The sequence below is a fragment of the Streptomyces beihaiensis genome, assembly GCF_026274175.1.
GTDB lineage: Bacteria > Actinomycetota > Actinomycetes > Streptomycetales > Streptomycetaceae > Streptomyces > Streptomyces beihaiensis.
Genome location: NZ_JAPHNL010000305.1, coordinates 15,052 through 33,637 on the forward strand (window position 1 = coordinate 15,052; position 18,586 = coordinate 33,637).

General features: G+C 71.1%; 17 protein-coding genes and 1 pseudogene. 16 read left to right on the plus strand and 2 right to left on the minus strand.

Annotated features, from left to right (window positions below; all coding sequences use genetic code 11):
- Window positions 1-43 precede the first annotated feature (43 nt).
- The 11 genes from dacB (at window position 44) to OFY01_RS26555 (ending at window position 10,831) form a co-directional block, all read left to right on the plus strand.
- The gene (dacB, locus tag OFY01_RS26505; protein ID WP_266604015.1) at window positions 44-1,519 is read left to right on the plus strand and encodes a D-alanyl-D-alanine carboxypeptidase/D-alanyl-D-alanine endopeptidase; all 1,476 of its coding nucleotides are present in this window, start codon (window positions 44-46) and stop codon (window positions 1,517-1,519) included.
- 66 nt (window positions 1,520-1,585) lie between these two features.
- Window positions 1,586-2,734 (plus strand): zinc-dependent metalloprotease, encoded by a 1,149-nt coding sequence (locus OFY01_RS26510; RefSeq protein WP_266604017.1) that lies wholly within the window; start codon window positions 1,586-1,588, stop codon window positions 2,732-2,734.
- 178 nt (window positions 2,735-2,912) lie between these two features.
- Entirely contained in the window at window positions 2,913-3,971 is a 1,059-nt protein-coding gene (gene tilS, locus OFY01_RS26515; RefSeq protein ID WP_266604019.1) for a tRNA lysidine(34) synthetase TilS, read from the plus strand.
- Window positions 3,972-4,035: 64 nt separating this feature from the next.
- The gene (gene hpt / locus OFY01_RS26520) at window positions 4,036-4,575 is read left to right on the plus strand and encodes a hypoxanthine phosphoribosyltransferase (RefSeq protein ID WP_266604021.1); all 540 of its coding nucleotides are present in this window, start codon (window positions 4,036-4,038) and stop codon (window positions 4,573-4,575) included.
- 221 nt (window positions 4,576-4,796) lie between these two features.
- Window positions 4,797-6,812: an ATP-dependent zinc metalloprotease FtsH gene (gene ftsH / locus OFY01_RS26525; protein WP_266604042.1), complete on the plus strand. Its 2,016-nt coding sequence runs from the start codon at window positions 4,797-4,799 to the stop codon at window positions 6,810-6,812.
- Between the two features lie 162 nt (window positions 6,813-6,974).
- Entirely contained in the window at window positions 6,975-7,580 is a 606-nt protein-coding gene (gene folE / locus OFY01_RS26530; RefSeq protein ID WP_266604022.1) for a GTP cyclohydrolase I FolE, read from the plus strand.
- An 81-nt stretch (window positions 7,581-7,661) separates the two neighbouring features.
- Window positions 7,662-8,525, plus strand: a complete 864-nt coding sequence (folP, locus tag OFY01_RS26535) for a dihydropteroate synthase (RefSeq protein WP_266604023.1) — start codon at window positions 7,662-7,664, stop codon at window positions 8,523-8,525.
- Window positions 8,522-9,112, plus strand: coding sequence for a nuclear transport factor 2 family protein (locus OFY01_RS26540; protein ID WP_266604024.1), 591 nt, complete (start codon window positions 8,522-8,524; stop codon window positions 9,110-9,112). The genes folP and OFY01_RS26540 overlap by 4 nt, the downstream gene beginning before the upstream one ends.
- Window positions 9,113-9,323: 211 nt before the next feature.
- On the plus strand, window positions 9,324-9,683 hold the full coding sequence (gene folB / locus OFY01_RS26545) for a dihydroneopterin aldolase (protein WP_266604025.1): 360 nt from the start codon (window positions 9,324-9,326) through the stop codon (window positions 9,681-9,683).
- Window positions 9,680-10,279, plus strand: coding sequence for a 2-amino-4-hydroxy-6-hydroxymethyldihydropteridine diphosphokinase (gene folK, locus OFY01_RS26550; RefSeq protein WP_266604026.1), 600 nt, complete (start codon window positions 9,680-9,682; stop codon window positions 10,277-10,279). Before folB ends, folK begins: the two co-directional genes overlap by 4 nt.
- Before the next feature lie 60 nt (window positions 10,280-10,339).
- Window positions 10,340-10,831, plus strand: a complete 492-nt coding sequence (locus tag OFY01_RS26555) for a DUF3180 domain-containing protein (RefSeq protein WP_266604028.1) — start codon at window positions 10,340-10,342, stop codon at window positions 10,829-10,831.
- Window positions 10,832-10,881: 50 nt separating this feature from the next.
- On the opposite strand, the gene OFY01_RS26560 is transcribed toward OFY01_RS26555, so the two are convergent.
- The gene (locus tag OFY01_RS26560) at window positions 10,882-12,681 is read right to left on the minus strand and encodes a phosphatidylglycerol lysyltransferase domain-containing protein (protein ID WP_266604030.1); all 1,800 of its coding nucleotides are present in this window, start codon (window positions 12,679-12,681) and stop codon (window positions 10,882-10,884) included.
- A 262-nt stretch (window positions 12,682-12,943) separates the two neighbouring features.
- Here OFY01_RS26560 and OFY01_RS26565 point away from each other — a divergent pair, with 262 nt between their 5' ends.
- Entirely contained in the window at window positions 12,944-14,062 is a 1,119-nt protein-coding gene (locus tag OFY01_RS26565; RefSeq protein ID WP_266604032.1) for an alpha/beta hydrolase, read from the plus strand.
- Between the two features lie 88 nt (window positions 14,063-14,150).
- Here OFY01_RS26565 and OFY01_RS26570 read toward each other — a convergent pair whose 3' ends face one another.
- On the minus strand, window positions 14,151-15,314 hold the full coding sequence (locus tag OFY01_RS26570) for an ABC transporter ATP-binding protein (RefSeq protein WP_266604034.1): 1,164 nt from the start codon (window positions 15,312-15,314) through the stop codon (window positions 14,151-14,153).
- Window positions 15,315-15,411: 97 nt separating this feature from the next.
- Between OFY01_RS26570 and OFY01_RS26575 the strand changes: the two genes are divergently transcribed.
- From OFY01_RS26575 to OFY01_RS26590, 4 genes and pseudogenes are all read left to right on the plus strand, one after another.
- Complete coding sequence (locus OFY01_RS26575; RefSeq protein ID WP_266604036.1) at window positions 15,412-16,134, plus strand: ABC transporter permease; 723 nt, start codon at window positions 15,412-15,414, stop codon at window positions 16,132-16,134.
- Window positions 16,131-16,802 (plus strand): ABC transporter permease, encoded by a 672-nt coding sequence (locus OFY01_RS26580; RefSeq protein ID WP_266604038.1) that lies wholly within the window; start codon window positions 16,131-16,133, stop codon window positions 16,800-16,802. Before OFY01_RS26575 ends, OFY01_RS26580 begins: the two co-directional genes overlap by 4 nt.
- A gap of 165 nt (window positions 16,803-16,967) precedes the next feature.
- Window positions 16,968-17,924, plus strand: a complete 957-nt coding sequence (locus tag OFY01_RS26585) for an ABC transporter substrate-binding protein (protein ID WP_266604040.1) — start codon at window positions 16,968-16,970, stop codon at window positions 17,922-17,924.
- 235 nt (window positions 17,925-18,159) lie between these two features.
- A pseudogene (locus OFY01_RS26590) lies at window positions 18,160-18,586 on the plus strand (hypothetical protein); the annotation flags it as partial.

Here is an 18,586-nt window from a genome sequence, read left to right on the forward strand (position 1 = left end):
GTCCCTCACGCAGGTGTGTGATCGCGAAAGGGGCTGGTCCGCGGTGCCGGAGTCGAAGGCTTCGCAGCTGTTGTCGAGGGCGTCGCGGCTCTCGACGAGCGTGGCGAAGGCCAGGACCGGACGGTTCACACTGGGTGCGACGGCGGCGGGGGCCGCTGTCGCGGTCATCGTGGCCGTCGCGGCCGGACCGTGGGACTCCACGGGTCAGCGTAAGGCCGAGGCGGACCGGGCGGCCGCCTCGGACGGAGGCCGTGGCACACATCACGGCCACGCGCGCGTGGCGGCGCCCAGCGCCCCGCCCGTCCTGGCCGCTCCCGGCGCCTCGGCGCCCGACCCGTCCACGGCCGCCCTGGCCGACGTGCTCGACCCGCTCCTGAACGCCCCGGCCCTCGGCCGGCGCCGCTCGGCCGTGGTCCTGGACGCCGCCACCGGCAAGCGGCTCTTCGGCAAGGACGCGGACGACGCCCACATCCCGGCGTCCACGACCAAACTGGCCACCGCCACCGCCGCCCTGACCGCGCTCGGCCCCGACCACCGCCTCACCACCCGCACCGCCCTGGAGAAGGACTCCGGCGAGCTCGTCCTGATCGGCGGCGGCGACCCCACGCTCACCGCCCGCAAAACGAACCCGTACGGCGCCGCCAGCCTGCGCACCCTCGCCGACGAGACCGCGAAGCGGCTCAAGCGCGACGGCACCACCTCGGTCACCCTCACGTACGACACGTCGCTGTACTCGGGACCGCTCCTGCACCCGATCGGCCCCAACGAGAACCTCGCCCCGGTCAGCGCCCTCATGGCCGACGAGGGCCGCCTCGACGGCTCGGACAGCGGGCCCGCCTCCCGGCAGAAGGACCCGGCCCGGGAGGCGGCCAGGAAGTTCGCCGCTCTCCTGCACGCGCGCGGCATCGGCACCAAGGGCGCGATCGCCCCCGGCAAGGCGTCCGGGCGGGCCGAGGACGTCGCGAAGGTGACGTCACCGCCGCTGTCCGCCGTGGTCGAGCGGATGCTGACGCACAGCGACAACGACATCGCCGAGGCCCTGGCCCGGCAGGTCGCCGTCGCCGACCACGAGAGGCACGACTTCGACGGCGCGGGCCGGGCCGTCAAGAAGCAGCTCGACAAGCTCGGCCTGCCGCTGACCGCCACCCACTTCGCCGACGGCAGTGGCCTCGACCGCGCCGACAAGGTCACCGCCGACCTGCTCACCCGCATCCTCGCGGCCGCCGCGTCGCCCGAGCGGCCCGAGCTGCGCCCGATCCTCACCGGCCTGCCCGTCGCCCGCTTCACCGGAACCCTCGCGCACCGCTACGAGGACCCCGCCGACGCGTCCGGCACGGGCCTGGTCCGCGCCAAGACCGGCACCCTGACCGGCGTGAACACCCTCGCGGGCACGGTCGTCGACGCGGACGGCCGGCTCCTCGTCTTCGCGTTCCTGACCGAGGGTGCCCCCGGCTGGCACACCGCCGAGGCCGGGCTCGACCGCCTCGCGGCGGCCGTCGCCAACTGCGGCTGCCGGTAGTGCGACCTGCCTCACGCGAGGACGCGGCCCTCTTCACGCGAGGAGCCGAGCACGTACCGTTGACCCATGACGAGCATCGGTGGTGCTGCATCTTCGGGGATGGTCGACTGGAACCTCGCGGTGGCGACCGCGACCCGACTCGTACGACCAGGCCCGGAGGTGAGCCGGGACGAGGCGCGAGCCGTCGTCACGGAGCTGCGCCGCCACGCCAAGGCATCCGAGGAGCACGTGCGCGCGTACACGCACATGGGCGGCGACGAGGCGCACGACACCCCGGTCCTCGTCGTCGACCGGCCCGGCTGGGTGCGGGCCAACGTCGCGGGGTTCCGCGAGGTGCTGGCCCCCCTCCTGGAGAAGATGGAGCAGCGGCGCGGCAGCGGCCCCGGGCCCGCGGTCCTCAGCGCGGTCGGCGGCAAGGTGACCGGCGTCGAACTGGGCATGCTCCTGTCGTTCCTGTCCTCCCGCGTGCTCGGGCAGTACGAGACCTTCGCCCCCGCCACCCGCGACCTGCCCGCGGCGCCGGACGGCGGCGGGCGGCTGCTGCTCGTCGCGCCGAACATCGTGCACGTGGAGCGCGAACTCGACGTGGCGCCGCACGACTTCCGGCTCTGGGTCTGCCTGCACGAGGAGACCCACCGCACCCAGTTCTCGGCCGTGCCCTGGCTGCGCGACCACCTGGAGGGCGAAATCCAGTCGTTCCTCGCCGAGACCGAGGTCGACCCGATGACGTTCCTGGAACGCTTCAGGGAGGCCGCGCAGTCGCTCGCGGGCGGGCGCCCCGAGGGCGAGGAGAACGACGGCGGGCGCTCCCTGGTCGAACTGGTGCAGACACCCGCGCAGCGCGAGATCCTCGCCCGGCTCACCGCCGTCATGTCGCTCCTGGAGGGCCACGCCGACTTCGTGATGGACGGGGTGGGCCCCGCCGTCGTGCCGTCGGTGGCGGAGATCAGGGAGAAATTCCAGCAGCGCAGGCAGCGTGGCGCCTCACGGCTCGACCAGGCGCTGCGCAAGCTCCTCGGCCTCGACGCCAAGCTGCGCCAGTACCGTGACGGCGAACGCTTCGTCCGCGCGGTCGTCGACCAGGTCGGCATGGACGGCTTCAACCGCGTGTGGACCTCGCCGAACACCCTCCCGACCAAGGCGGAGATCGCCAAACCGGCGGACTGGGTCGCGCGGGTGCACAACAAGACAGATGGCGCTCACGGAGCTCCGTAGGGCACGCCCAAAATTGCTCAGGATCACCCATCCGAGGGACCGTGGGCCCGGGGTGGGCGTGCAATGCTCGGGTATCGGCTCGGCTCTGTCACCATCGACACACTCTGCGTGACCGAAATCACCGAGTCGACGTTGAGTGCCCCGAACCCCCCGGACAACGTCATGAAGGGAACCGGACATGGGTCCCCATCCTGCGGTCGCGGCGATACGCCTGGCGGTCCGCCGCGTCCTCCACGACCTCCTCAACGAGAACCCCGAACCCCCCGCCGGTGAGCGGCCACTGGTCCTCGTCGCCTGCTCCGGCGGCGCCGACTCCATGGCGCTCGCCTCCGCCCTGGCCTTCGAAGCCCCCAAACTGGGCGTCCGCGCGGGCGGCATCACCGTCGACCACGGCCTGCAGCCCGGCTCCGACGCCCGCGCCGAGGACGTCGTGCTGCGCATGAGCGCGCTCGGCCTCGCCCCCGCCGAGTCCGTCGCCGTCCAAGTGGGCCGCGCATCGGACAGGGCGGCGCATGGCGCCTCCTATACGGGCGGTGGTGGGCGACGGGTGGGACCCGAGGCCGCCGCCCGCGACGCCCGGTACGCCGCCCTCGACGAAGCCGCCGACCGCCTCGGCGCCACCGCGGTGCTGCTCGGCCACACCCGCGACGACCAGGCCGAGACCGTGCTGCTCGGCCTCGCCCGCGGCTCCGGCATCCGCTCCCTGTCGGGAATGGCCGCCGTCTCAGGGGCCGACGGCCGCTACCGGCGCCCGTTCCTGCTCCTGGACCGCCAGACCGCCCGCAAGGCATGCCTCGTCCAGCACCTGCCCGTGTGGGACGACCCACACAACACCGACCCCGCCTTCACCCGCTCGCGCCTGCGCCACGAGGGCCTGCCCGCCCTGGAGAAGGCGCTCGGCAAGGGCGTCGTCGAGGCGCTCGCCCGCACCGCCCAGCTGTCCCGCGACGACGCCGACGCCCTGGACGCCTGGGCCGCGCAGGCCGCCGCCTCCGTACGGGACGCGGCCGGGCTCCTCGAATGCGCCAAGCTGTACGCGCTGCCGCCCGCCGTGCGCCGCCGCATCCTGCGCAGGGCCGCCATCGAGGCGGGCGCCCCGGCCGGCGCGCTCTTCGCCCGGCACATCGAGGAAGTGGACCGCCTGATCACCGGCTGGCGGGGCCAGGGCGAGATCAATCTCCCCGGCCGGGTCGTCGCCCAGCGGCAGGGTGGCAGACTGGTCATCCGGCAAGGCTGACGAGCGACGCACGTCGCGGTGGCCGGTGGGACGACCGAAAGTGATGCGGGTGGACGCGAAAGACATGGGCACCGACCTCGAGTCGGTGCTCGTCACCAAGGAAGAGATCGACGCGAAGCTGGCCGAGCTGGCCGCGAAGATCGACGCGGAGTACGCGGGCAAGGACCTGCTCATCGTCGGTGTCCTCAAGGGCGCCGTGATGGTGATGGCGGACCTGGCGCGCGCCCTGTCCACCCCGGTCACGATGGACTGGATGGCGGTGTCGTCGTACGGCGCGGGCACCCAGTCCTCCGGTGTCGTACGGATCCTCAAGGACCTCGACACCGACATCAAGGGCAAGCACGTCCTGATCGTCGAGGACATCATCGACTCCGGCCTGACCCTGTCCTGGCTGCTCACCAACCTCGGTTCGCGTGAGCCCACCTCCCTGGAGGTGTGCACGCTGCTGCGCAAGCCGGAGGCGGCCAAGGTCGACATCGACGTCAAGTGGGTCGGGTTCGACATCCCCAACGAGTTCGTGGTCGGCTACGGCCTCGACTACGCGGAGAAGTACCGGAACCTTCCGTTCGTCGGCACGCTCGCGCCGCACGTCTACGGCGGCTGAGCGGCCGGACGGCGGCGGCGGGAACCCTCAGGGCCCTCCCGCCGTTGGAGCATGCGAAGGCCAGATTGTCGGTCGTCCCCTGCCGCCTCGGGTGACAATGCTGGGGTACCGTCCGAAGAACAGTTCTTCAAACAGCTTCAAAAGCTTCCAGCTTCAAAGCTTCAAACAGCCTTATCAAACTCACTATGGCAGGAGGGACGGGGCGGCACCGCTCCGTATGGATGGACGTGAAGCGATACTTCCGTGGGCCGGTCATGTGGATCGTGCTGGCCGTCCTTGCCGTGGTCGTGTTGATGCAGGTCGTCGGCTCGTCCGGTGGCTACAAGACGGTGGACACCGGCCAGGTCATTCAGGCCATCGACCAGAACAAGGTCCAGCAAGCCAAGGTCACCACCGGTGACGAGAACACCATCAAGGTCCAGCTGAAGTCCGGCCAGAAGGTCCAGGGCTCCAGCAAGATCCAGGCGAGCTACATCGGCGACCAGGGCGTCGACGTGGCCAAGGATCTGCAGGCCAAGTACGAGAGCAAGCAGATCCCCGACGGGTACACCGTCTCCCCGTCGAAGCAGAACCCCTTCGTGGGCATCCTGCTGTCGCTGCTGCCCTTCGTCCTGATCGTCGTCGTCTTCCTGTTCCTGATGAACCAGATGCAGGGCGGCGGCTCCCGGGTGATGAACTTCGGGAAGTCGAAGGCCAAGCTGATCACCAAGGACACCCCCAAGACGACGTTCTCCGACGTCGCGGGCTCGGACGAGGCCGTCGAGGAGCTCCACGAGATCAAGGAGTTCCTGCAGGAGCCGGCCAAGTTCCAGGCCGTCGGCGCCAAGATCCCCAAGGGCGTGCTGCTGTACGGCCCGCCCGGTACCGGTAAGACGCTCCTCGCGCGCGCCGTCGCCGGTGAGGCCGGGGTGCCGTTCTACTCGATCTCGGGTTCCGACTTCGTCGAGATGTTCGTCGGTGTCGGCGCCTCCCGTGTCCGCGACCTGTTCGAGCAGGCCAAGGCCAACGCCCCGGCGATCGTCTTCGTCGACGAGATCGACGCGGTCGGCCGCCACCGCGGCGCCGGCCTCGGCGGCGGTCACGACGAGCGCGAGCAGACGCTCAACCAGCTGCTCGTCGAGATGGACGGCTTCGACGTCAAGGGCGGCGTGATCCTCATCGCCGCGACCAACCGGCCCGACATCCTCGACCCGGCTCTCCTGCGGCCCGGCCGCTTCGACCGGCAGATCGCGGTCGACCGCCCGGACATGCAGGGCCGTCTGGAGATCCTCAAGGTTCACCAGAAGGGCAAGCCGGTCGCGCCCGACGTCGACCTGTCGGCCGTCGCGCGCCGCACCCCGGGCTTCACGGGTGCCGATCTGTCCAACGTCCTGAACGAGGCCGCGCTCCTGACGGCCCGCTCGGACAAGAAGCTGATCGACAACCAGATGCTCGACGAGGCGATCGACCGTGTGGTCGCGGGCCCGCAGAAGCGGACCCGGATCATGTCGGACAAGGAGAAGAAGATCACCGCGTACCACGAGGGCGGCCACGCCCTGGTCGCGGCGGCCTCACCGAACTCCGACCCGGTCCACAAGATCACGATCCTCTCCCGCGGCCGCGCCCTCGGCTACACGATGGTGCTCCCGGACGAGGACAAGTACTCCACCACGCGCAACGAGATGCTCGACCAGCTCGCCTACATGCTGGGCGGCCGCGCGGCGGAGGAGCTCGTCTTCCACGACCCGACGACGGGTGCCGCGAACGACATCGAGAAGGCCACGTCCACGGCCCGCGCGATGGTCACGCAGTACGGCATGACCGAGCGGCTCGGCGCGATCAAGTTCGGCGGCGACAACACCGAGCCGTTCCTCGGCCGGGAGATGGCGCACCAGCGCGACTACTCGGAAGAGGTCGCCGCGCTCGTCGACGAAGAGGTCAAGAAGCTCATCGAGACCGCGCACAACGAGGCGTGGGAGATCCTCGTCGAGAACCGTGACGTCCTCGACAACCTGGTTCTGGCCCTCCTGGAGAAGGAGACGCTGAACAAGGAGCAGATCGCCGAGATCTTCGCCCCGATCGTCAAGCGCCCGGCCCGCCCCGCGTGGACCGGCTCCGCCCGCCGCACCCCCTCGACCCGACCGCCGGTGCTCTCCCCCCGGGAGCTGTCCCTGACGAACGGGGCGAACGGGTCGGCGACCAACGCCATCGAGTCCTCCCCGGTCGACATGGCGAAGGACGACCAGACCGAGAGCTGACGCCGCCCGGCGCTCGGCACCCGGTGCCCGGCGTCGTCCCGGCAGGCCCCGGAATGCAGGCCGCGTCCCCCACGCTTTACGGTGTGGGGGACGCGGCTTTTGCGTCCCCGCGAGCGCACGCGCACCATGCGCGGCGCGGGTGAGACGAGGAAGAGGCACCAGATGACCGACCCGGTGACGCTGGACGGCGAGGGCTCGATCGGCGAGTTCGACGAGAAGCGGGCCGAGAACGCCGTGCGCGAGCTGCTCATCGCGGTCGGCGAGGACCCCGACCGCGAGGGCCTGCGCGAGACGCCGGGGCGGGTGGCGCGCGCGTACAAGGAGATATTCGCGGGCCTGTGGCAGCAGCCCGAGGACGTTCTGACGACGACGTTCGACCTCGGTCACGACGAGATGGTGCTGGTCAAGGACATCGAGGTCCTCAGTTCCTGTGAACACCACCTCGTCCCGTTCGTCGGCTTCGCGCACGTCGGCTACATCCCGTCCACCGACGGCAAGATCACGGGTCTGTCGAAGCTGGCCCGCCTCGTCGACGTGTACGCCCGGCGCCCGCAGGTGCAGGAACGACTCACCACGCAGATCGCCGACTCCCTGATGCAGATCCTCGAACCGCGTGGCGTGATCGTGGTCATCGAGTGCGAGCACATGTGCATGACGATGCGGGGCGTGCGCAAGCCCGGCGCCAAGACCATCACCTCGGCGGTGCGCGGCCAGCTCCGCGACCCCGCCACCCGCCAGGAGGCCATGAGTCTGATCATGGCCCGCTAGGACCTGTCAGAGGCCCGCCGGGCGGCGAGAGGGTGCCTCCCGACGGTGAGAGGGACACCTGCGCGGCTCTACGCTAGAGGCATGAGCACGTCGCAGGTCCACCGCGGCCACGTAGCCCGCCTTCCCGTCTGGGACCGCTGCGCGGTCATGGGAGTCGTCAATGTGACACCGGACTCCTTCTCGGACGGCGGCCGCTGGTTCGACACGACCGCCGCGGTCAAACACGGCCTCGACCTGGTGGCCGAGGGCGCCGACCTGGTCGACGTCGGCGGCGAGTCCACCCGCCCCGGCGCGACCCGTGTCGACGAGGCGGAGGAGCTCAGGCGCGTCGTCCCCGTCGTGCGGGGCCTGGCCTCCGAGGGCGTCACCTGCTCCGTGGACACCATGCGCGCCAGCGTCGCCGAGCGGGCCCTCGCGGCGGGCGCCGTGCTCGTCAACGACGTCAGCGGCGGCCTCGCCGACCCGGCGATGGTCCCGGTCGTCGCCGCCGCCGGAGCCCCCTTCGTGGTGATGCACTGGCGCGGCTTCCTGGAGGGCGGCAACGTACGCGGCGTCTACGAGGACGTGGTCGCCGAGGTCGTCGACGAGCTCCACGCGCGTGTGGCGGCGGTCGTCGAGGGCGGCATAGCCCCGGACCACATAGTCGTCGACCCGGGTCTCGGCTTCTCCAAGGACGCCGGGCACGACCTGGCCCTCCTCGCGCACCTCGACCGGCTGCGGGCGCTCGGCCACCCGGTGCTCGTCGCGGCCTCCCGCAAGCGGTTCCTCGGCCACGTCCTCGCGGGCGACCAGGGCGCCCCGCCGCCGGCGCGCGAGCGCGACGCCGCCACGGCCGCCGTCTCCGCGATCGCCGCGCACACCGGCGCCTGGGCGGTGCGCGTCCACGAGGTGCGGGCCACCGCGGACGCCGTGCGGGTCGCCCGCGCCGTGGAAGGGGCCAGGTGACCGACGTCGACACCCAGGCCGTGGACGCGGCCAATCGCTCCTTCTACGAGGCCCTGGAGCGCGGCGACTTCGAGGAACTGACCTCCTTGTGGCTCGCCCCGGAGGACGCCGACTACTCCTCGTACGGCGAGGACACCGACCCCGACGAGATCGAGGACACCTCGATCAGCTGCGTCCACCCGGGCTGGCCCGCGCTGACCGGGCGCGGCGAGGTCCTGCGCTCGTACGCGCTGATCATGGCGAACACCGAGTACATCCAGTTCTTCCTCACCGACGTGCACATCAGCGTCGTCGCCGACACCGCCCTGGTGACCTGCACGGAGAACATTCTCAGCGGCGGCCCGGCCCCCGCGGGCGGCGAGGAGCTGGGCCCGCTGGTCGGCCAGCGCGTGGTCGCCACCAACGTGTTCCGGCGCACCCGCGACGGCTGGAAGCTGTGGTCGCACCACGCCTCCCCGGTGTTCGCGGAGACGGACGACGAGTCCGACGACATGGACGGCGGACCGGACGGCGGACCGGACGGCGGACCGCACGGCGGTCCCGGCGCCGGACCGGGTGACGAGGAAGGCGGCGGGTCACCCGCCTGAGTGGCCGGACGCCGCCGAACGGGCCCTGTGGCCGGGCGTGTGATTGGTCTCATCTCCCTCTGGGTATGGGCGGCTACCAGCCTCGAACCGTTCTGTCCATAGCCCCCGCGGGCGGGGGATGTCCGTGCTCGCAGGTAGATTCGAACGAGGCCGGCACACCGACCGCACATCGGTGCCCCGGCCGCTACCGACGACTGCAGGAGTGATTCGCGTGGATCGTGTCGCGCTGCGCGGCCTGAAGGCCCGCGGGCACCATGGCGTCTTCCCGGAGGAACGCGCGCAGGGCCAGACCTTCGTCGTGGACCTGGTCCTCGGGGTCGACACCCGAGCGGCGGCGGCCGGTGACGACCTGGCGAAGACGGTGCACTACGGCATCGTGGCGGAGGAGGTCGTGGCCGTCGTCCAGGGCGAGCCCGTCGACCTCATCGAGACGCTCGCCGAGCGGATCGCCGCCACCTGCCTGAAGCACGAGGCCGTCCAGGAGGTCGAGGTCTGCGTCCACAAGCCGCAGGCGCCCATCACGGTGCCCTTCGACGACGTGACCGTCACCATCACCCGGAGCCGAGTATGAACCCCACGCAGTCCGACCCGACCGTCCAGCCGGTGCCGCACGCGGTGGTGGCGCAGGTGGACGCCGCCGACAGCACCCTGTCCAACCCCCAGCGCGCCGTGATCGCCCTCGGCTCGAATCTCGGCAACCGTCTGGAGCTGCTCCAGGGCGCCGTGGACGCCCTGGAGGACACCCCCGGCATCCGCGTCAAAGCCGTCTCGCCGGTCTACGAGACGGAGCCGTGGGGCGTCGAGCCGGGCAGCCAGCCGTCGTACTTCAACGCGGTGGTGGTGCTCAAGACGACCCTGCCGCCCTCCTCGCTCCTGGAGCGCGCCCACGCCATCGAGGAGGCGTTCCAGCGGGTGCGGGACGAGCGCTGGGGCCCGCGCACCCTCGACGTCGACATCGTCGCCTACGCGGACGTGATCTCCGACGACCCGCACCTCACGCTCCCGCACCCGCGCGCCCACGAGCGGGCCTTCGTCCTGGCGCCCTGGTGCGACGTGGACCCGCAGGCGCAGGTGCCGGGACGCGGCCCCGTCGCCGAGCTGCTCGACGGTGTGACCCGGGACGGTGTCGCGCCGCGCGGCGACCTGGAACTCAGGCTGCCCGAGTAGTCGTTAGGCTCTAACGGCAGAGCTGAACAGATGCGACAGATGTGAGGGGCGACCGCCGGGATGAAGCAGCTGCGCGTCAGGACGCTGTTCGGCGTCTTCGTGGTCGCCGGAGTGCTCTCCTGGGCGGGCGCCCGCCTGTGGGACTCGCTCGGGACGCTGCCGCGCGTGCCGCTGGCCGCGCCGATCGTGCTCGCGGTGATCGCGGTCATCCTGATGGCGACGGCCCTGTCGATCCGCGCCCGGCTGCGCGCCCAGCGCGAGCGGCAGCCGGACGCCAAGGGCGTCGACCCGATGGTGGCGGCCCGCGCGGTCGTCTTCGGGCAGGCGAGCGCGCTGGTCGCGTCCCTGGTCGCGGGCATGTACGGCGGTACGGGCGTCTTCCTCCTGGGATACCTGGACGTCCCGCCCCGCCGCGACCAGGCGATCTACGCGGGGTTCTCGGTCCTCGCCGGGATCGCCGTGGTGGCGGCGGCGCTGTTCCTGGAGCGTGTCTGCAAGCTCCCGGATGACGACGACGATGACGACCCGCAGGGCGCGACCCCCACCACGTGAGCAACACCCCGCCGCCCACGTGAGCAACACCCCGCCGCCCCGCCTGGCAGCTACGCCGCCCGCACCGTCTGCTCCTGCTGGTGGGCGCAGGGGCGCGGGCCGGATGTCCGGCGCCGCAGGGCGCGCGGCAGGCGCACGGTGACGAAGCCCTCCGCCTGCATGGCCGCCCAGCCGATCCGCGGCAGGTCCTGCGTCGAGCGGTAGACCAGGAAGCGCGGGTCCCAGCGCGGCCGGAACTTGGCGTTGAACTTGTACAGCGACTCGATCTGGAACCAGCGGGACAAGAAGACCAGCAGGCCGCGCCAGGCGCGCAGGACGGGGCCCGCGCCGAGCCGCTCCCCGCGGGCGAGCGCGGAGCGGAACATCGCGAAGTTGAGCGACACGCGCGCGATGCCGAGCTTCGGGGCGGCCTGCAAGGTGGCGACGATGAGCAGCTCGTTCATGCCCGGGTCGGCGCCGCGGTCGCGGCGCATCAGGTCCAGCGAGGCGCCGTCGGACCCCCACGGCACGAAGTGCAGCACCGCCTTGAGATCGCCGTACGGGCCCGGGTGCGGGGCCGCCTGGCCCGTCTGCGCCCCGTCCGGGGCGGGCTCGTCGGACTTGTGGGCCGTCGCGATCAGGCAGTCGCCGTCCGCCTCGTCGCCGATGCGGCCGAGCGCCATGGAGAAGCCCCGCTCGGTGTCGGTGCCGCGCCAGTCCTCGGCGGCCCTGCGGATGCGGGCGAGTTCGGCCGGGGCGATGTCACGGACGCGCCGCACCCGCGTCTCGTAGCCGGCTCGCTCGATGCGCCGCACCATCTGGCGCACATTGCGCATGGCGCGCCCGGCCAGGGAGAAATCCGCGACGTCGACCACCGCCTCGTCACCCAGTTCCAGGGCGTCGAGGCCGGTCTCGCGGGTCCACACCTGCCCGCCCGTCTCCGAGCAGCCCATCACGGCCGGGGTCCAGGAGTGGGCGCGCGCCTCGTCCATGAAGCGCTCGATCGCGCCGGGCCATGCCTCCACGTCGCCGACCGGGTCGCCGCTGGCGAGCATCACGCCGGACACCACGCGGTAGCAGACGGCCGCCTTGCCGCTGGGTGAGAAGACCACGCCCTTGTCGCGGCGGAGCGCGAAGTGGCCGAGGGAGTCGCGAGCGCCGTGCTCGGCCAGCAGCGCACGCAGCCGCGTCTCGTCGTCCTGGGTCAGGCGGGCGGCCGGGTGCTCGGGCCGGAAGGCGAGGTACGTCGTCGTGAGGGCCGTGAGCAGGCCCAGGGCGCCCAGGGAGAAGGCGACGGTGTACGAGGTGGGCCCCGTGTAGTCGACGGGGCCCTCGAAGCCGAAGAGGCCGTACAGGACGTGTTCGAGGCGGTCGGCCAGGCTCGGGTCGCCGACCACCTTGCCCGGGTGGGCGCTGACGATGGCGAGGCCCAGCAGGATCGAGCCGGCGCCCATGACGACGAAGTTGGCGAGCGCGCGCCAGCGGCTGCGCGGGTCGGGCAACGCGTCGAACTCGCCGCGGTGCCGGGTCAGCACCCACAGCAGGGCCAGCGGGATGACGACACCGGCGAACGAGTGCCGGTACGCGAACTGAGAGCAGGCGCCCAGGGGGAGCAGCACGACGGTCGCCCGCCAGGCGCGGCGCTTGCGGCGGCGCAGCCCGTGCGCGAGCAGGAGCAGCAGGACGCCGCTGCTGAGCGCGAGCGCCGCGGCGTACGGGCCGAGGGTGCCGGGCAGCACCTCGGCCACGGTGTGCATCCAGCTGCGTCTGAAGCGGGGGAAGACTCCGGCCGCGACGTCGAGGAGACCGACCAGGGCGCAGGCCCTGGCGATCAGTGTCGGCACGGCCTCGGGACGCGGGCCGTGCGCCATGCGGCGCACCCGGTCCGGAACCCTTCTCGCTTTTTCCGCATCTTCCCTGACGAACATCGCATTTCCGTAGTTCCACGAGAAACATGAACGCTGCGCCGTTTAGGCGGCATCCAGCGACTTTGCGCTCATTAGGACGGTCGGAGCGGTAGCGGGGTTCACTCCTGTCGGAAAAACCACCGCAAAGAGTGGTGCTGCGTCAGGAAACGGCTCACGTGCTCACCTTCGGTCATATGACCGTCAACTTCGAGGCAGGAAACGATCCATGGGTCTGACGAGCCACAAGGTGCTGGCGCTCGCGCTGCTGCTGGCCGTGGCGTTGTTCATCGGCACGGTGCTGCTCTGGCCACGGCTGGCGAAACGTTCCTGGCGCGCGGTCGCCGGACGCGTCGGCATGCTCCTCGCCACGCAGCTGGCGATCTTCGCGGCGGTCGGGCTCGCGGCGAACCAGGCGTTCGGGTTCTATGCCAGTTGGGCCGACCTGTTCGGGCGGGAGCAGCAGCAGGGCGTGGTGAGCGACCAGGCCGCCGGGGGCGGTGGCGCGGGGCCCGTCCAGGTGGTCGCCCTCCAGGACGTGACCGTGCCGGGCGGCGCGCGGGCCGCCGTCGGCGGGCAGATCCAGAAGGTCGACGTCGTGGGGCCCGTGTCCCACATCGCCACACCCGCGTACGTCTATCTGCCGCCGGAGTACTTCCAGCCGCAGTACGCCCACCGCACCTTCCCGGCCGCCGTGGTCCTGACCGGCTACCCGGGGACCGCCCAAGCGCTCATCAAGGGCCTGCACTACCCGCAGACCGCCCACCGGCTCGCCAGGGCGGGCACGATGCAGCCGATGATCCTGGTGATGCTGCGGCCCACCGTGGCGCCGCCGCGCGACACCGAGTGCGTGGACATCCCGGGCGGCCCGCAGACGGAGACGTTCTTCGCCAGGGACCTGCCGGGTGTGATGGCGTCGCACTACCGGATCGGCAGGAGCAGCGGCAGCTGGGGCATCGTCGGCGACTCCACGGGCGGCTATTGCGCGCTGAAGCTGGCCATCCACCACCCGGGCACGTACGTCGCCGGGGCCGGCCTCTCCGCGTACTACAAGGCGCCCATCGACCCGACGACGGGCGACCTGTTCCACGGGAACAAGAAGCTCAGGAACCGCGCGGACCTCATGTGGTCCCTGGAACACCTGCCGCCGCCCGCGACCTCACTCCTGGTCACCACCAGCAGGCACGGCGAGCACAATTACGTCAGCACGCGCGCGTTCATGAAGAAGGTGAAGTCGCCCACGCGCGTGTCGTCGATCATCCTGGACAGCGGTGGCCACAACTTCAACACGTGGCGCCGGGAGATCCCCGCGACCTTGCAGTGGCTCAGCCAGAAGCTGACCGCCTGACCGGCCGCCTGACCGACCGCCTGACCGGCCGGCGGCCCGACCGGCCGGCTGTCACGCCGTGGGCACTACCTGGTCGACTGGGTAGTGCCTAGTCGACCAGGCTCTTCACCGTCTCCAGTTCCACTTCCGCGCGCGTGATGTCGCGGGCGTCGGCGGCCGTGGAGCGGCGCAGCGCCTCGTGCAGCCCGGACGGTGTGAGGACGCCCAGGAAACGCCCCTCGCTGTTCTCGTCGATGACGGCGATCCAGCCCGCGTCGTGCTGCAGCATCGTCGCGAACGCCTGCTTGAGCGGAGCGCCGACGGGCAGCCACGCCTCCATGCGACGGGCGTGGTCGCGCACGGTGTCGCCCTTGCGCACGGCCGTGCGCGCGTGCTCGGCGGAGATCCAGCCGTGCAGGTTGTTCGTCGAGTCCAGGACCACGGCCCAGCGCGCGTCGAGTTCGCGCGGCAGCGGGTCGTCGAGGTGCACGACGGGCGGCTGCTCCAGGTCGCCCTCCTCGATGGGGGTCACGGAGAGACGCTTGAGGCCCCGGTCGGCACCGACGAAGTCCGCCACGTAGTCGTTGGCGGGCGCGCCGAGGACCGCCGGGGGAGTGTCGAACTGCTCGACGCGGCCCTGCCCGTAGACGGCGATGCGGTCGCCGAGGCGGACGGCCTCCTCGATGTCGTGCGTGACGAACAGGACGGTCTTGTTCAGGGTCTGCTGCAGGCGCAGGAACTCGGTCTGGAGGTGCTCGCGGACCACCGGATCGACCGCGCCGAACGGCTCGTCCATCAACAGCACCGGCGGATCGGCCGCCAACGCCCTTGCCACTCCGACCCGTTGGCGCTGCCCGCCGGAGAGCTGCTCGGGGTAGCGGTCGCCGTACGTCGCCGGGTCCAGGCCCACCAGGTCGAGGAGTTCGGCCGCACGCGCGCGTGCCTCGGCACGCCGTACGCCGAGCAGGTGCGGCACGGTCGCGGTGTTGTCGAGGACGGTCTTGTGCGGGAACAGGCCGACCTGCTGGATGACATAGCCGATGCGGCGGCGCAGGCGCACCGGGTCGATGCCGGATATGTCGTCGCCGTCCAGGAGTATCCGGCCCTCCGTGGGTTCGATGAGCCGGTTCACCATCTTCATCGTCGTGGTCTTGCCGCAGCCCGACGGGCCGACGAGCGTGACCAGTTCGCCCTCGCGCACTTCGAAGGACAGGTCGTCGACGGCCGTGGTGCCGTCCGCGTACCGCTTGCTGACGTGCTCGAACCGGATCATGAGGGCCATTCTGCCTCGTTGTCGGTGGGGGCCGTTAGGGTCGTCTGCATACTTCGGGATCGGCATATGTTCGCGGAGACGGGGGAGGTGGTGCGGGGTGAGCGAGCGGAACTGCCTGGTGGCCAATGACTGGGTGTGCGGGGAGTATGTCCGCACCCGCAGCCATGAATTGATCGACGCGACGGTCCAGCACATCGGCATCACGGCCGCGTCGGTGGCGATCGGTGTCCTGATCTCCTTGCCGCTGGCCCTGCTGGCGCGGCGCGGACGCGCGTTCGCCGGACCGGTGCTCGGGGTGACGACGGTGTTGTACTCGATACCGTCGCTGGCGATGTTCTCGCTGCTGCTGCCGCTGTTCGGCCTGTCGGCGGCGCTGGTGATCACCGGTCTCGTCCTGTACTCGTTGACGATCCTCGTGCGCAACACCCTCGCCGGGCTGCAGGCCGTGCCCGAAGAGGTCAAGGAGGCCGCCCGCGGGATGGGGTACGGGCCGTTGAGACTGCTGTGGGAGGTCGAACTGCCGCTGGCGCTCCCGGCCCTGCTCGCGGGCGTGCGGATCGCGACGGTCTCCACGGTGGCGCTGACGACGGTCGGCTCGATCGTGGACTACGGCGGCCTCGGCACCCTGATAGTCGACGGCCTCGACAGCGACTTCAAGGCGCAGGTGCTGACCGCGTCGGTGCTGTGCGTGGCGCTCGCGGTCGCCGCCGACCTGCTCCTGCTCGGCCTGCAGCGCAGGCTGACGCCCTGGACGAGGGCGGGCGCAGGGGAGTCCCGAATACGCGGGCGGCGCCGGCCCGTGGCGGGGAGCGCGGCATGAACGCGATATCGGGGGCCTACGACTGGCTGGGCACGAGCGCCAACTGGCAGGGCGAGAAGGGGGTGTGGCACCGGCTCGCCGAGCATCTGTACTTCAGCGGCGTCTCGCTGGGCGCGGCGTGCGTGATCGCGCTGCCGCTCGCCCTGTGGCTCGGCCACACCGGCCGCGGCGGCGCGCTGGCGATCAACATCTCCAACGTGGGCCGTGCGGTGCCGACTCTCGCCGTCCTCGTCCTGCTCTCACTCACCCCGCTGGCCCGGCACGGCGGGGACGCGCCGACACTGATCGCCCTCGTGCTCTTCGCGGTGCCGCCGCTGCTCACCAACGCGTACGTGGGGATGCGCGAGGTCGACCGGGCGGTGGTGGAGGCCGCGCGCGGCATGGGGATGAGCGGTCGGCAGGTCTTCGCGCGGGTCGAGCTGCCGTTGGCGTACCCGCTGGTGATGACCGGACTGCGCTCGGCGGCGGTGCAGGTGATCGCGACGGCGACGCTCGCCGCGATGGCGGGTGAGGGCGGGCTCGGCCGGATCATCACGGCCGGGTTCAACCTGCAGAACACACCGCAGGTGGTGGCCGGTGCCGTTCTGGTGGCCGCGCTGGCGCTCGTGGTGGAGGGCGTGTTCGTGGTCCTCGCCCGGGTCTTCGACCCCTCGCGGGGCCGCGCGTGAGCCGACGGGGTGAGCGAGCGGCATGGCCGAGCCGCGCCGTCGAGCGGAGTGGCCGCGCGGAAGTGACTCGGCGACCGTGCTTGAGCGGCCGTGTCCGAGCAGTCGTACCAAACAGCCGCACCAAACAGCCGCACCAAGCAGCCGTGACTAGGGAGAGCAAGAGCGATGAACAGCAGAACGCGTCGGGCGGCCCTGGCGGCCGTGACGGTGGCAGCGCTGACCGCGGGGCTCGCCGCGTGCGGCGGCGACAGCCTGGAGAACAAGGGTGGTTCGGGCGGCGGCGGGAAGGGCAAGGTCGTCGTCGGCGCCGCGAGCTTCACCGAGGCCAAGGTGCTCGGCGAGCTCTACCGGCAGGTGCTGGACGACGCCGGGTATGACGCCTCGGTCAAGACGGTCAAGAACCGCGAGATCTACGAGCCGCAGCTCGCCAAGGGCGCGATCGACGTGGTGCCCGAATACGCGGCGACACTCGCGGAATTCCTCAACCTGAAGAAGAACGGGGCGGATGCCAAGCCCGTCGCCTCCAGCGATGTCGGGGCCACGGTCACGGCGCTGCGCAAGCTCGCGGGGCCGGAGGGCCTGAAGGTTCTGCCACCGGGGGACGCGGTCGACCAGAACGCGTTCGCGGTGAGCAAGGACTTCGCCGGGAAGTACAACCTCAAGACCCTTTCCGATCTCGGCAGGTCGGGCCAGAAGGTCACGATCGCGGCCGGGGACGAATGCGAGAAGCGGCCGTTCTGCGCGCCAGGTCTGGAGAAAAAGTACGGGATCAAGGTGAAGGGGATCGATCCCAAGGGCGTCGGGACCACGCAGTCCAAGCAGGCCGTGAAGAACGGCCAGGACCAGTTGGTGCTGACCACGACCACCGACGCGACACTGAAGAACTTCGGACTCGTGCTTCTCAAGGACGACAAGAAGCTGCAGAACGCGGACAACGTCATTCCGGTTGTGAACGCGAAGGACGCGGGCGGCAAGGGGATTGCCGACGCCCTGGGGAAGCTGACTCGGACCCTGACCACGGCCGACCTCGTCGAGATGAACCGCAAGGTCGACGCCGAGCGGCAGAAGGAGGCGGATGTGGCGAAGGAGTATCTGCGGTCGAAGGGGCTGATCAAGAAGTGATCTTGATTGGTGAGACAACGAGACAACGAGACAACGAGACACCGAGACACCGAGACACCGAGACAACGAGACGCTGAGACGCTGAGACGCTGAGACATCGAGACATCGAGACATCGAGAAGTGTGGCGCTAAGTGACTTTCCGTCGCGGGAAGTTCGACGTTTTGTGTCTCACTTCTGCCCGGATGTTGCCGGGTGGGGCTTCGTGAATCGTCTACACGCGGTAAGTTTCTGGCCATGCCACGTGGACGTCACCGCCATTCCCCACCCCTGCACCGCCTGCTGCCCCCCTCGGTGATCGCCGGTGTGCCACTCGTCTGTGCGGGCGGCGCCTGGCTGTCCGACGACCCTCTGATACAGCGGTGCATCACGGCGGCCGCCGCGGTCGCCGCGGTGGTCGGCGCCGTCGTGATGCGCCGCTGGGACCGGCTCGCGGGCCGCCAGGTCGCCGAGTTGACCCGTGGTGCGGCCGGCGCGCGCTGGCGGCACGAGGAGGCCATGGCGGAGCTGGAGGGCGACCTGGAGGAGTCCAGGGAGCTCAGGACCCGCCTTGAGGGCAAGTTGCGGGCCAAGCGGGCCGAACTCGCGGCACTGCGCGGCGAGCACGCGGCGCTGCTGCGCCGGTACGCCACCGCGGAGACGGAGCGGGCCAGCGCCCTTGAGG

Coding starts and splice junctions, on each gene's coding strand:
- OFY01_RS26555 (WP_266604028.1), top strand. CDS start 10,340: ATGAAGCAGCTGCGCGTCAGGACGCTGTTCGGCGTCTTCGTGGTCGCC.
- folK (WP_266604026.1), top strand. CDS start 9,680: ATGAACCCCACGCAGTCCGACCCGACCGTCCAGCCGGTGCCGCACGCG.
- tilS (WP_266604019.1), top strand. CDS start 2,913: ATGGGTCCCCATCCTGCGGTCGCGGCGATACGCCTGGCGGTCCGCCGC.
- OFY01_RS26580 (WP_266604038.1), top strand. CDS start 16,131: ATGAACGCGATATCGGGGGCCTACGACTGGCTGGGCACGAGCGCCAAC.
- hpt (WP_266604021.1), top strand. CDS start 4,036: ATGGGCACCGACCTCGAGTCGGTGCTCGTCACCAAGGAAGAGATCGAC.
- OFY01_RS26570 (WP_266604034.1), bottom strand. CDS start 15,314: ATGATCCGGTTCGAGCACGTCAGCAAGCGGTACGCGGACGGCACCACG.
- OFY01_RS26585 (WP_266604040.1), top strand. CDS start 16,968: ATGAACAGCAGAACGCGTCGGGCGGCCCTGGCGGCCGTGACGGTGGCA.
- OFY01_RS26510 (WP_266604017.1), top strand. CDS start 1,586: ATGACGAGCATCGGTGGTGCTGCATCTTCGGGGATGGTCGACTGGAAC.
- folE (WP_266604022.1), top strand. CDS start 6,975: ATGACCGACCCGGTGACGCTGGACGGCGAGGGCTCGATCGGCGAGTTC.
- folP (WP_266604023.1), top strand. CDS start 7,662: ATGAGCACGTCGCAGGTCCACCGCGGCCACGTAGCCCGCCTTCCCGTC.
- OFY01_RS26560 (WP_266604030.1), bottom strand. CDS start 12,681: ATGGCGCACGGCCCGCGTCCCGAGGCCGTGCCGACACTGATCGCCAGG.
- ftsH (WP_266604042.1), top strand. CDS start 4,797: ATGGACGTGAAGCGATACTTCCGTGGGCCGGTCATGTGGATCGTGCTG.
- OFY01_RS26565 (WP_266604032.1), top strand. CDS start 12,944: ATGGGTCTGACGAGCCACAAGGTGCTGGCGCTCGCGCTGCTGCTGGCC.